At 48.2% G+C, this 12003-nt stretch carries 12 protein-coding genes; 7 read left to right on the top strand and 5 right to left on the bottom strand.

Features of this window, described 5'->3' with window-relative positions; translation table 11 throughout:
- Positions 1-8: 8 nt before the first annotated feature.
- From SB724_RS00585 to SB724_RS00595, 3 genes are read right to left on the bottom strand one after another with little or no spacing between them, the layout of a single operon-like run.
- Positions 9-1223 carry a cation:proton antiporter gene (locus SB724_RS00585; protein WP_003155266.1) on the bottom strand — a complete coding sequence of 405 codons (1215 nt, stop codon included), beginning with the start codon at positions 1221-1223 and terminating at the stop codon, positions 9-11.
- A 7-nt stretch (positions 1224-1230) separates the two neighbouring features.
- The gene (locus tag SB724_RS00590) at positions 1231-1728 is read right to left on the bottom strand and encodes a cation:proton antiporter regulatory subunit (protein WP_003155265.1); all 498 of its coding nucleotides are present in this window, start codon (positions 1726-1728) and stop codon (positions 1231-1233) included.
- 27 nt (positions 1729-1755) lie between these two features.
- Positions 1756-2109 carry a hypothetical protein gene (locus SB724_RS00595; RefSeq protein WP_014417322.1) on the bottom strand — a complete coding sequence of 118 codons (354 nt, stop codon included), beginning with the start codon at positions 2107-2109 and terminating at the stop codon, positions 1756-1758.
- 184 nt (positions 2110-2293) lie between these two features.
- Here SB724_RS00595 and SB724_RS00600 point away from each other — a divergent pair, with 184 nt between their 5' ends.
- Positions 2294-3061 (top strand): enoyl-CoA hydratase, encoded by a 768-nt coding sequence (locus tag SB724_RS00600; RefSeq protein ID WP_044053066.1) that lies wholly within the window; start codon positions 2294-2296, stop codon positions 3059-3061.
- 24 nt (positions 3062-3085) lie between these two features.
- On the opposite strand, the gene SB724_RS00605 is transcribed toward SB724_RS00600, so the two are convergent.
- Positions 3086-3271 (bottom strand): YhzD family protein, encoded by a 186-nt coding sequence (locus SB724_RS00605; RefSeq protein WP_015239502.1) that lies wholly within the window; start codon positions 3269-3271, stop codon positions 3086-3088.
- A gap of 105 nt (positions 3272-3376) precedes the next feature.
- Here SB724_RS00605 and SB724_RS00610 point away from each other — a divergent pair, with 105 nt between their 5' ends.
- The 6 genes from SB724_RS00610 (at position 3377) to SB724_RS00635 (ending at position 11098) form a co-directional block, all read left to right on the top strand.
- Positions 3377-4273, top strand: coding sequence for an ABC transporter ATP-binding protein (locus tag SB724_RS00610; protein ID WP_108654871.1), 897 nt, complete (start codon positions 3377-3379; stop codon positions 4271-4273).
- Complete coding sequence (locus SB724_RS00615) at positions 4266-5525, top strand: ABC transporter permease (protein WP_007610385.1); 1260 nt, start codon at positions 4266-4268, stop codon at positions 5523-5525. The genes SB724_RS00610 and SB724_RS00615 overlap by 8 nt, the downstream gene beginning before the upstream one ends.
- Before the next feature lie 110 nt (positions 5526-5635).
- Positions 5636-6859 carry a metallophosphoesterase family protein gene (locus tag SB724_RS00620; protein WP_410569730.1) on the top strand — a complete coding sequence of 408 codons (1224 nt, stop codon included), beginning with the start codon at positions 5636-5638 and terminating at the stop codon, positions 6857-6859.
- The gene (locus SB724_RS00625; RefSeq protein WP_410569732.1) at positions 6856-9738 is read left to right on the top strand and encodes an ATP-binding protein; all 2883 of its coding nucleotides are present in this window, start codon (positions 6856-6858) and stop codon (positions 9736-9738) included. Before SB724_RS00620 ends, SB724_RS00625 begins: the two co-directional genes overlap by 4 nt.
- Before the next feature lie 73 nt (positions 9739-9811).
- Positions 9812-10756: a 3'-5' exoribonuclease YhaM gene (gene yhaM, locus SB724_RS00630; RefSeq protein ID WP_003155251.1), complete on the top strand. Its 945-nt coding sequence runs from the start codon at positions 9812-9814 to the stop codon at positions 10754-10756.
- 114 nt (positions 10757-10870) lie between these two features.
- Entirely contained in the window at positions 10871-11098 is a 228-nt protein-coding gene (locus tag SB724_RS00635; protein ID WP_012117207.1) for a sporulation YhaL family protein, read from the top strand.
- A 39-nt stretch (positions 11099-11137) separates the two neighbouring features.
- On the opposite strand, the gene SB724_RS00640 is transcribed toward SB724_RS00635, so the two are convergent.
- On the bottom strand, positions 11138-11995 hold the full coding sequence (locus SB724_RS00640) for a peptidylprolyl isomerase (protein ID WP_007610390.1): 858 nt from the start codon (positions 11993-11995) through the stop codon (positions 11138-11140).
- Positions 11996-12003 lie beyond the last annotated feature (8 nt).

Raw genomic sequence — 12003 nt, forward strand, 5'->3', positions numbered from 1 at the left:
CTTTTTTTTTATGATTTCTGCGGCTTCTTTTCAGGCGTCTTCCATTTGAACACGCTGTTCAACAGGAGATATATCCGCTTCGATTCTTTCGTGAGCAAAGGGCCGAAGATGGCCAGTATCAAAACATATAAGGCGGCGAAAGGTTTAAGTGAAGCGGACAGGCCGCCGGCGATGCCGAGATTTGCGACGATAATGGAGAATTCGCCGCGTGACACAATGGTCAGCCCGATATTAGACGATGCTTTATGAGAAAGCCCCGCCCGGCGTCCGGCGATCATTCCGGCGATAAAGTTTCCGGCAATCGTCAGCAGAACGGCGCCGAGGGCAAGCCATACCGCATCTCCGAGTGAAAACGGATCAATGCTGAGACCGAAGCTGAAGAAAAACATGGCCCCGAAAAAGTCACGGAACGGCACGACAAGGTGCTCAATCCTGTCAGAATGGGCCGTCTCCGAAAACACGAGTCCGAGCAAGAGCGCGCCGATCGCTTCAGCGACATGAATCGTTTCGGAAAAGCCGGCAATGAAAAAGAGCGCGGCGAAAATGACGATGACAAATACCTCGTTTGAACGGATATCAAGCAGCTTGTTCAGCAGAGGCGGCAATTTTCGAGCGGCAATGAAAAACAGCAGCATATATCCGAAAGCGATTACGATTGACATCAGCGCGCCTCCGACAGACGTCGCGTCTCCCAGAACAAGCCCGGAGACGACGGACAAGTAAACCGCCAGAAAGATATCCTCAAACATAATGATGCCGAGAATCAGCTCCGTTTCCGGATTGGCCGTGCGTTTTAAGTCGACAAGCACCTTTGCGACAATGGCGCTTGATGATATCGTGATGACACCCGCCAATACAAGCACTTCCAAAAAGGAAAAGCCCGTGATAAAGCCGTAGATCAGCCCTAAACTGAAATTAATTAGAATATAAATCGTTCCGCCGGCGGCGATTGAACGTCCGGATTTGACTAATTTTCCGACCGAGAATTCAAGCCCGAGGTAAAAGAGGAGGAACAGGACGCCCATCCGTCCGAAAAATTCAATCACTTCCCGGCTTTCGATAAACGTCAGGTCAATGATGCCCGCTTGGGGCGCGTGCGGCCCGACGAGCATTCCTAAAATGATCAGGAAGGGGATGATCGAGAATTTAATTTTATTGGCGATGACACTCGCAATGGCCACAAGAACTAATGCCGTACCGACTTCAAATACGAGATGATCCATAAATAGATCACACTCCGTCTCTGGAGAGGAAGTCTTGGATCAGTTTTTTCAGATGCTTTCTTTCACCTGAGAGGACGAGTGTATCGTTTGCTTCAAGGAGCGAATCAGCGCCCGGGTTTAAAAACTTTTTCTGGTCATGCTTAATGATGGCGATGACCGTCACGTCATAGTTTTGGCGCACATCCAGTTCGCCGAGCGTACGCCCTGCCGCTTTTGCCCCTTTTTCAACTTTAAACCATTCGATAATCAGATCGCTGAACGCCATTTCAATCGATTCAAGCGCCTGCGGTTTGTACACCATCCCGCCGATAATCGCGGCAATCTGTCTTGCTTCCGCATCATCAAGTGAAATGCTTGCCAGAAGCTCATCAGGGTCGCGGTCATCGAATCTGTAAATTTCCCGCCTGCCGTCATCATGAATGATGATCGTCATTTTTTCATGATTTCTCGTTTCGATTTCGAATTTTTTCCCGATGCCGGGCAGATCGTTTTCTTTAATATTCATAAAAAATACCTCCGGAATATACTGTTTTTACACCGTAAATACAGATTGGCAATGAGAAATGGTCTGATGCCGGAGGTAATTTGACTGGTATTGTATCGGGATGGCGCATGTCCTTTCCATTGTGGAATCAATGAATTGATCAAGAGGTTTGACAGATAACAGGGAGATCATCCGGGATAACGCACCGTATCCTTTTGACAGGCCTTGCGGAGCGGTTTTGGTTTGAACCGGCGTCTTTGCCGAATCCGTTTCCTGCGGGTAAACCGAAATTTGTACATGGCTGTCTGTTTCTGTCACCAATTGGGAAGGAAGAGCGACATCCGAAGGGGGGAACAGCACCATAAAAAAGCTCAGTAATAAGCTGAGTATCACATATTTCATTATCGGCGTTTTTCCCCCCTTTTGTTTTGTATATCAATTTCACTATATAAAAATGTATGTTCAGTTTCAAATGATATGCATTTTTCGGTATCCGTTGACCTTGAAAAATAAAGGAGTTTTGCTTCGGGGAAAGGAATATATCATTTGAACAAAATATGTAAGCGGATTCAAGGGGGATGTAAACATGCAGTATATTCGTTATGAAGAAAAGGGAAAGATCGCAGAGATTGTGCTGAACCGGCCTGACAGTTACAACGCGCTGAATGAACAAATGCTCCGGGAATTGGAAAATGCATGCGTTATGGCAGCCGACAGCGAAGCGCTTATCGTGCTTTTACGGGGGGAAGGCCGGGGATTTTCCGCGGGCGGTGATATTCAGATGATGACGTCGGATCATGATTCAGGAGAATATGAACGGCTCATGAAAATGATCGAATCCATTACGCTGACCCTCTATGATATGAAAAAAATTGTGATTGCCGCCATCCACGGAGCCGCGGCGGGGCTCGGGCTGAGTTTCGCGCTGTGCGCCGATATGGTGCTCGCCGAAGAAAACGCCCGCCTCGCGATGAATTTCATCGGCATCGGATTGGTTCCCGACGGAGGAGGCCATTATTTATTAATGAGACGCGTCGGTGAGATCGAAGCGAAAAAACTGATTTGGAGCGGTGAAAAATTGCCGGCTGAAAAAGCGGTGCGGCTCAAGCTGGCCGACGGGCTGTTCAGCGGAGGTCCTGCGGAGGGGGCACAACCGTATATCGACCGATTGCTGCATGCGCCGCTGTCAGCGATGATTGAAACGAAGGCTATTTATCAGAGCCTCCATATCAGCCGGTTAAAAGACGTTTTGTCTCTTGAACGAAAGGCCCAGGAAAATATGAGAAAAACGGATGATCATAAAGAGGGCATCCGCGCCTTTTTAGAAAAACGGACGCCGCAATTTAACCGGTAAAATACAGAAGCCGGAAAGCTTCTGTTATCTGTGGAATAAAATCAGCTTTCCGGCTTCATTTACCAAGCGATGAGTACTGTTCTCAAGCTTTTTTTCCTTTAACAAAGCCTCTCCGGCGGCCTTCGCCTCCGCCTCATTATCCGCTTCGATCCGTTCATTCAGCAGCGTTTCTCCCGACGCATGGAATGCGGTCAATACATATTGTCCCATCATGTCACCCCCTTTATAGAATGATATTCTAATAAAGAATTTAAAATCCTCCATTAATTTTTACCCATTAATAGTATATAATGGGTCAAGGAAGGAGTTGGATTCGTGCTTACAATTGAAAACGTAACGAAAACATTCGGCAGCTTTACCGCTGTTGACAATTTGAACCTGCAAATACCTGAAAGGGAAATGTTCGGGCTGCTCGGCGCAAACGGCGCGGGAAAAACGACGACCTTTCGGATGATTTTAGGTCTTTTAAGCCTGACTGACGGGCATATCACCTGGAAAGGGCAGCCGGTCAATTATTCCATCAGTGAAAAAATCGGCTATCTCCCGGAAGAGCGGGGGCTGTATCCGAAAGTGAAGGTGAGTGACCAGCTTGTCTATTTGGCGAGATTAAAAGGAATGGGCAAAAAAGAGGCGGAAAAAGAGCTCATGGCATGGCTCGAGCGGTTCGGCATTACAGATTACAAGAATAAGAAAGTCGAAGAGCTGTCGAAAGGAAACCAGCAGAAAATCCAGTTCATTTCGGCCGTCCTGCATAAGCCTGAACTGCTGATTCTCGATGAACCTTTCAGCGGTCTTGATCCGGTGAATGTCGAGCTGCTGAAAGAAGCGGTTATTTCTTTGAAAAACAGCGGCGTTTCCATCGTTTTTTCAAGCCACCGAATGGAGCATGTGGAAGAGCTTTGCGAGAATTTGTGCATTCTCCAGAAGGGAAAACCCGTCGTTCAAGGCAATCTGAAAGACATTAAGCGGTCTTTCGGCAAAAAAAATGTCACCGTTCATTCAGATGATGACCTCAGCTTTTTAAAAACGCATGAAGGCGTCGTGAAATGGAAGGAAACAAATGACGGGATCAGACTGCAGGTCGCGAATGAACCTGTTTCTCAGGATATTTTCCGGGCGCTTCAAGGGAAAGGTTTTATACGGAAGTTCGAATTGGAAGAGCCGTCACTGCATGATATTTTTATAGAAAAGGTGGGGGCCGTTTATGAGTAAATTTTGGATTATGCTGTTTCATACATATAAAAACAAAATCACGACAAAGTCATTCATTATTTCGACCGCCATTACCGTTTTATTAGTATTAGCGGTGACCAACCTGCAATCGATTATATCCGTGTTTCAATCGGATGACGGCAAGCAGCAAATCGCGGTGATTGATGAAACGGGCGGGCTGTACCCGGCGTTTGCAAAACAGCTTAAAGCGGCGGATACAGACAATGATCTGCAGGCAATGGAGACGAAGGAGTCCGAAAAAGATGCCGTAAAGCGTGTCAAAGACGGTGAATGGGACGGACTGTTTATCATCAGACAAGATCAAAAAGGAACGATAACAGGAGCCTACAAGGCGCTGACCATTTCCGATGAATCAGCGTATAAACTGCTCAAGCAGGCTTTAACCCAGACAAAAACCGCTGTCGAAACCGCCAAGCTCGGCATTTCGGCAGAAAAAGTCAGCAGCCTCTACACTCCGCCGGAAGTCAGCAAAGACGCGCTGGAAAAAGGGGCGAAGTCTGAGGAAGAGCTCGGTCAGGTAATGGGGCTTGTATACATCATGCTGTTTGTCATCTACTTCTCAGTTATCATGTACGCAAGCATGATTGCGATGGAAGTGGCGACGGAAAAATCGTCCCGCGTCATGGAAATTTTAATTTCAAGCATGCCGCCGATTCAGCAGATGTTTGCCAAACTGTTCGGTATCGCGCTCGTGGGGATCACACAGTTTGCGGTGCTGATTGCAGCGGGTTATCTCTCACTGAAGCTGAACCCTCAAAATGATGCGTCGTCGCCGATCAGTGCATTTCTCAATTTTACGGATGTTCCCGTCTCGACGATAGTCTATGCCGTCATTTTCTATTTACTCGGCTATTTTCTTTACGCGACGCTTGCCGCGTTTCTAGGCAGTGTTGTCAGCCGGATAGAGGACGTACAGCAGACGATTCAGCCGATGGTTTTTTTAGTCGTGGCAGGTTTTATGATCGCCATGTTCGGCATCGGCAATCCTGACGCCGGTTTTATTACCGTTACATCTTACATTCCGTTTTTCACGCCGATGATTATGTTTTTACGCGTCGGGATGCTCGATATCCCGTTTTGGCAGGCTGCGGCCGGAATCGCCCTGACACTGCTCACTATCGTGATCTTTGCGGCGGTCGGCGCGAAAATTTACAAAGGCGGCGTTTTGATTTACGGAAACGCCAGCGGATTCAAAGCGATCAAACAAGCGCTGCGCATCTCCAAAAAATAAGTGAAACAGCCCGGAACAGCCGGGCTGTTTTTTTATTTTGCAGAACGAGCATTCGTATAAAAACGGTGCTAAAATAAGGGTAATTCAATTTGCAGAAAGGGGAGGGCGAGATGGCTGATCTGACGTTTATTCATGCCGCTGACCTGCATCTGGACAGCCCGTTTTACGGCATTTCGAATCTGCCTGAACCGGTATATGCGCGTATTAAAGAAAGCACATTTCACAGCGTCCGCCGACTGGCGGACGGGGCACTCCGGGAGCAGGCAGATTTCGTGCTGCTTTCGGGGGATCTGTTTGACGAAGCCAACAGAAGTTTAAAAGCCCAGCTGTTTTTGAGAAAACAGTTTGCGAGATTACAGGAAGCGGATATCCAAGTGTTCGTCATATTCGGCAACCATGATCATTTGGGCGGTAAGTGGACGCCGATTGAATGGCCGGAAAATGTACATATCTTCACCTCGGATACACCGGAGGAAAAATCTTTCTTTAAAAACGGAGAGCTTGCGGCAAGCATATACGGATGCAGCTATCAGGAAAGAAGCGTAACGGTCAATCAGGCGGCCCGTTACCGCAAAATGACCGGCGCGCCTTATCATATCGGCATGCTCCACGGCATGTTATCAGGAGCGGAAGGGCATGACCCGTACTGCCCGTTTACGAAAGAAGACCTTGAAAAAAGCGGCATGGATTACTGGGCGCTCGGACACATTCATAAACGGCAGGTTCTGTCCGCCCAGCATCCCGCCGCCATTTACCCCGGGAATATTCAAGCACGGCATTTAAAAGAAACCGGGCCTAAGGGATATTATCTCGTCCGGGCGGCAAACGGTGAGATGTCTTGGGAATTCAAAGAAGCGCATGATGTGTTATGGGAGGAAATTGATCTTGATATCTCCGGAGCTGAACATATGACTTCACTTCTGAAAGCCGCATCAGATACATTCTCCGGCTTGCGCGCGGCGGGCCGTCCGGCATGTGTCAGGCTGGTGCTTCGCGGCGCAGCGCCCCGCTTTTGGACGGAGGCGCCCGCAGGCATCGCGGAGGAGCTTCTTTCCGCTTTACAGGAGGAAGAGGCCGAAGAGGAATGTTTCATCTGGCCGCTTGCGTTTGAGGATCGGACGGACGAAACAGACAGCGTGCCGCCCGATCCGTTTTTTAAAGGGCTGCTTCAGGACATAGAACAATGCGCGGACATGAGCGGTGTATTTGAAGCCCTTGAGCGTCATCCCGTATACCGGCGTCAGATGGCTTCATTTACAGATGAAGAGATACTGGATATTAAGCGGCAGGCTCAAGCCGTTTTAAGACGCCAAATGAAGGAGCTTCAGCGATGAAAATAACGGCGATGCATATTTACCAATATGGAAAATTTTCTGACCGAAGTTTTCAGCTGTCAGATTCTCCCGTGCAAGTGATCTACGGATTAAATGAAGCGGGGAAAACGACATTGATGTCCTTCATCAAAAGCGTGCTGTTCGGTTTTCCGAAATCAAAAAAATACGAACCGAAAAACGGCGGGGTTTACGGCGGCACTGTGGAATTGAAGCATGGCGATCACGGTGCCGTCAAAATCGAACGGACAAAAGGCGCTGCCGAAAAAGTCAGAGTGTATACGGCTTCAGGCGAAATCAAGGACGGAGAATGGCTCAAACAGCTTCTCTCCGATACAGACCGGGCGCTGTACGAAGCGATCTATTCGTTCGATGTATTCGGACTGCAGGAGATTCAAGCTTTTAACCGGGACAAAATCGGCGAGTTTCTCCTGTATTCGAGCTTATTCGGGTCGGAAGCGGCGGCAAAGCTTGACGGGCGACTGGCAAAAGAACTTGACAGGATGTATAAGCCGAACGGGCGGAACCCCCGCTTAAATCAGGAGTTGGATACATTAAAGCGGCTCAGCGCCCAGCTGAAACAGGCGGAAGCTGCGGAAGCGGGCTATCACAGCCTTCTGGAAGAGAAAAAAAGCGCCGGCGGCCGTTTGCAGGATGCCGAAGCACGATTGAAAGACATAACTGAAGAAATCAAAACAGTAAAATCGGCGATAGAAGCAAAGCCGCTCGCAGACAAAAAAACAGCCTTGGAAAGCGAACTTTCTTCTTATCCGGAAGCATTGAAGCAATTCCCGAAGGACGGAATGCATCAGCTTGAAAAATACGAATCGCATCTCCATCCGAAAGCGGCCCGTCTTGAGGGACTTCGGGCAAAAGCGGCTGAACTCAGACGGCAGGCTGATCTGCTCGCTCCAAATGAGGACTTGCTGCAAAAAGAGCGGCAGCTGCAGGAGCTTTCCGGCGAGCAGCATATGTATGAATCGCGCGGCGAACAGCTTGCCGCCATCCAATCACAGATCCGGCAGACATCTGCCCGCGTTTCGTCAGGATTGCAGCAGCTCGGAAGACATGAGGAAGACGGCATTCTTTCACTGAACACCGATTATGAATATGAATGGCGGCTGCAGGAAGCCGTGCAGAGCGCCGGACAGGCTAGAGAAAGAAAGACACAGCTTGATGCGATTTTCGAACAAGCGCGGCTGGAGCTGGAAGAAGCCGAACGAAAACATGCCGTGACGGCGGAAAACATTTTGGACCCCGCTGTCAGGAAAGAAAAAGAAGCCGCTTTACAAGCATATAAGCAAACGGCTGATACAGAAGGAAACGAATGGCAGGCACATGTTCAGCATCTGGAAAAACAGCGCGCCAAACAAAAAAAGCTCTTTCTCGGTGCGGGCATTCTGTTCATTGCGATTTTCGCTATGTTAAAGGAATGGCTGCCCGCCGCCCTTTTTACCGGTGCTCTGCTGCTGTATATGCTGTCCGGCACGCAAAAACCGCTGCCGTCAGAAAGAGGAAGGCCCGGACACAAGAAAAAGAAGCCGGCGATCTCCAAAGAAGCGGCTGATCTTCTGCAGGAAGAGCTTTGGCGTGACGGCCGGCACCGGCAGCAGCTGATTGCGGATCAAGCCGTGCTTGAACAGAAAGAATCGGCATATGAAAGGGTCATCCGCCAATATGAAGAATGGGAGGCCGAAATGGCGCCGTCTGAAAAACAGGCGGAACTTTTTATGAAGGAACTGGGGTTTTCAGGAAGTCCTGCCCATCTTCTTGACGCATATCATGTGATGAAAGATGTCAAAAAAGAAATCCTTAACAAGCATGAGCTGACCATTGAAGCGGGCAGGCTGCAAAAGCTGCAAAGAGCATTTGAGGACCGGGTCAAAAAGCTGAGTCCTTCAGACGGAAGGGAGCTGTCCGTAAAAGAAAGACTGCACGTTTTGCTGGCACAGGCGGAACGGGCCCGTGAGGAAGCAAAACGAAAACAGACGCTCGAAACGGATCTGCTGCATGCACAAGAGCAAATGCGTGAATTAAACGAAGAAGTTCATTACTACGAACAGCAGGTCAAACAGCTTTTCATGGCGGCAGGCGCAAAAAACCGCGAACACTTTTGTGAACTCGCCAGGCTGAATGAAAGCCGCCGGGAAACAGAGCGGCAGCTGCGCGAAATCAAAACGCACTTGTCCGGCATAGGCGGAAAACAGCTGGAGACGTACATGAGCCGCACAGTGTCCGAACTTGAACATACAGTCGTTCAGAAGGAAACAGAGAAAAGAACGCTTGAGGAAAAAAGCGCCCAGCTCCGTGAGCAAACCGCTTTATTAACGGTGAAACAAGAGCAGCTGGAGTCCTCGGGGCTTGTATCCGATTTAAAACAGCAGACAGAAATGCAGAAGGAGCGCGTGAAAAAAACCGCAAAAGAGTGGGCTGCATTACAGACGGTCAGACACATTATAAGGGAAAAAATGGAGCGGCATAAAAAAGTGACGCTTCCCCGTCTGTTAGAAACCGCCGGTGCCTTATACGGACCGCTTACGGACGGACGCTATCACAAATTGTATTTCTCCGAGGCTGATGATTCCATTATGGTCATGCGGAAAGACGGAACGGTGTTTTCTGCAGGCGAACTCTCACAGGCGGCATGCGAGCAGCTTTATGCGGCGATTCGTTTTGCCCTTGCGTCAGAGAGGGAATCTGCGGTATCACTGCCGTTTTTACTTGATGACAGTTTTGTCCATTTTGACAGGCAGCGGCTGCAGCGGCTGTTTGATGTGCTGAATCAGCTTTCAGAAGGCGGGCGGCAGATACTTTATTTCACCTGCCATGAGCATGTCAGCCGGTCTTTTCACAGCGGACAAGTCATGCGGCTCCTGTCATAAAAGAGTTTATTTTCAAAAAAGAGGTATGTGCTATACTGGTATTATGTAAGATATGGAGGGAGCTTTTAATAGAATGGCAAAAGGTATTATGCTGCACGAGGTCGGCGAGCAGGTCGATCAATACTTTCTGATTAAATCTTCGACTAAGGGAATCGCAAGCAACGGAAAACCATTCCTGACGTTAATGCTGCAGGACCAATCGGGAGATATCGAAGCGAAGCTGTGGGATGCCAAGCCGACTGATGAAGTAACGTACGCGGCGCAGACGATCGTGAAGGTGATCGGAGATGTCCATCACTATCGCGGACGAAACCAGCTTAAGCTCAGAAACATCCGGCCGGCCGGCGAAAATGAAAATGTCAGCATTGATGATTTTCTGGAAACGGCGCCGATTCCGAAAAATGAAATGATGGAAACCGTCACTCAATACATTTTTGAAATGAAAAACCCAAACATCCAGCGGATCACGAGACATCTGGTCAAAAAATATGCGGCTGAGTTTATGGATTACCCGGCTGCGGCTAAAAACCACCATGAGTTCGTCTCCGGGCTCGCGTATCATGTAGTGTCCATGCTGAACCTGGCAAAAGCGATTGCCGATCTGTATCCGTCTCTTGACCGGGATTTACTGTATGCCGGAGTCATTCTGCATGATCTCGGCAAAGTAAAAGAGCTTTCGGGCCCCGTCTCCACAACGTACACCGTGGAAGGGAATCTGCTCGGGCACATTTCGATCATGGTGACAGAGCTTTCAAAAGCAGCCGAAGAGCTTCAGATTGACGCTGAAGAAGTGCTGATTCTGAAGCATTTGATTTTAAGCCATCACGGAAAAGCGGAATGGGGAAGCCCGAAACCGCCGATGGTGAAAGAAGCGGAAATTCTGCACTACATTGATAATCTGGATGCAAAAATGATCATGATGGACAGAGCGCTGGAACGGGTGAAGCCGGGCGAATACACAGAGCGTGTATTTGCGCTTGAAAACCGTTCTTTCTACAAACCGACTTTCCATCAATAAGATAAAAAGGCCGATTCTCTATGATCGGTCTTTTTTACGTTCAGCTCTCATAACTTGTCTTTATCAAGCATAGCTTAGAATAAAGACTCTGGGTGAAAAAGGGAGGAAACCGACGTGCTATTTTTTCCTTGGTGGGTATACCTTTGCATTATCGGAATTATTTTCAGCGCTTATAAGCTTTTCACAACAGCTAAAGAAGAGGAAAAGCTTGATCAGTCGTTTATTGAAAAAGAAGGAAGGGTGTATATTGAACGGATGGAACAGGAACGCGAGCGCCGTATGGCGGCGCCCGCAAGTGAAAACGGGGATGCGGAAGAAAACTCCAATCATTCGATCGCATAAAAAAACTGTGCGGCTCGCCGAGAGCCCGCACAGTTTTTTTTATTTAGATTGAGAAGATGATGATGTTGAAGTGTTAAACGTGTCTTTTAAGTCTTTGTCTTCAACTTTTACGTCAGCTTTTTTCATGACTTTTTGAATCGCCGCCTGTACAGCTGAGTTGTCGTTTAATTTCTGCTTAAGAACTTCTTCTTTCAGTTCTTTTTTCATGTCATCATATTTGCCGCGTTCTTCTGTCTTTTTGATGATATGATAACCGAATTTTGTTTTGACCGGATCGCTGACTTGTCCGACTTTCAGGCCGAATGCAGCTTTGCTGAATGTTTCATCCATTGACTTTTTATCGAACCAGCCAAGGTCGCCGCCGTTGTCTTTTGAGCTGTCAGTTGAATATTCTTTCGCAAGCGTTTCAAACTTCTCGCCTTTTTTCAGCTTTTTCTCCACTTCGTCAGCTGTCTTTTTGTCAGCGACAAGGATGTGGCTCGCGCGGATTTTACCTTTTAAGCCGTCGTAATATTCTTTCGTATCGGAGTCAGTCACTTTGATGTTGTCTTTCGCCGCTTTTTGCGCAAGCAGTTCGTACTTCACCTGATCTTTCAGGTAATCTTCGCCGTACTGCTGTTTAAGGGCGCTGTACTGATCGCCGAGCTGCGTTTTGTACTCTTTCAGCTTGGTATCGATTTCTTTATCCGATACTTTGTATTTTTTTGCTAATACTTTTTCTTGTACGAGCTGTGTCAGCACACTTGCGCCCGCGGTTTTTTTCATATTCGTGTAGAGCTCGCCTTTTGTTACATTTCCGGCATCCGTCTTGGCAATCACGTCGTTGTCGCCGCTGCTGCAAGCGCTGAGAGCCAGGACGCTCGTTGCTGTAATAGCTGCTATCGCGATTTTCTTCATTCCATTAA

The sequence above is a fragment of the Bacillus sp. SIMBA_031 genome (assembly GCF_046535225.1).
Taxonomy (GTDB): Bacteria; Bacillota; Bacilli; order Bacillales; family Bacillaceae; genus Bacillus; species Bacillus velezensis.